Source organism: Kitasatospora sp. SUK 42 (assembly GCF_015776785.2).
Lineage (GTDB): Bacteria > Actinomycetota > Actinomycetes > Streptomycetales > Streptomycetaceae > Kitasatospora.
The window spans coordinates 1-328 of sequence record NZ_LFMD02000011.1 but is presented as its reverse complement, the minus strand read 5'-3'; the positions used below and the strand labels follow the sequence as shown (position 1 = coordinate 328).

The window sequence follows — 328 nt, the reverse complement described above, 5'->3', positions numbered from 1 at the left end:
GGCCCTCTCCGGCCGGGCCAACGCCGCCCCCAAGGACGACACGGTCTCCGGCATACGCGCCCTGCACAACGCCGCCCGCTCCGCCGTCAAGGCCCGAACCGCCGCCCTGAACCAGATCGGTCAGATCCTCGTCACCGCGCCCGAGGCCGTGCGCACCCGATACGGGCGACTCAAGGCAGCGGAGCGCACCGACGCCCTGGCCCGGGTACGGCCGGCCGGGGACGCGGTCCACACCGCGGTCCTGGCCGCGCTCAAGAGCCTCGCCCGGCGCGTCAAGGAGCTCACCACCGAACACCAGGCCCTCGTCAAAGCCCTCGATGTCGAGGTC

General features: G+C 73.5%; 1 pseudogene. It reads left to right on the top strand.

Features of this window, described 5'->3' with window-relative positions:
- A pseudogene (locus RZ50_RS28100) lies at nucleotides 1–328 on the top strand (IS110 family transposase); the annotation flags it as partial.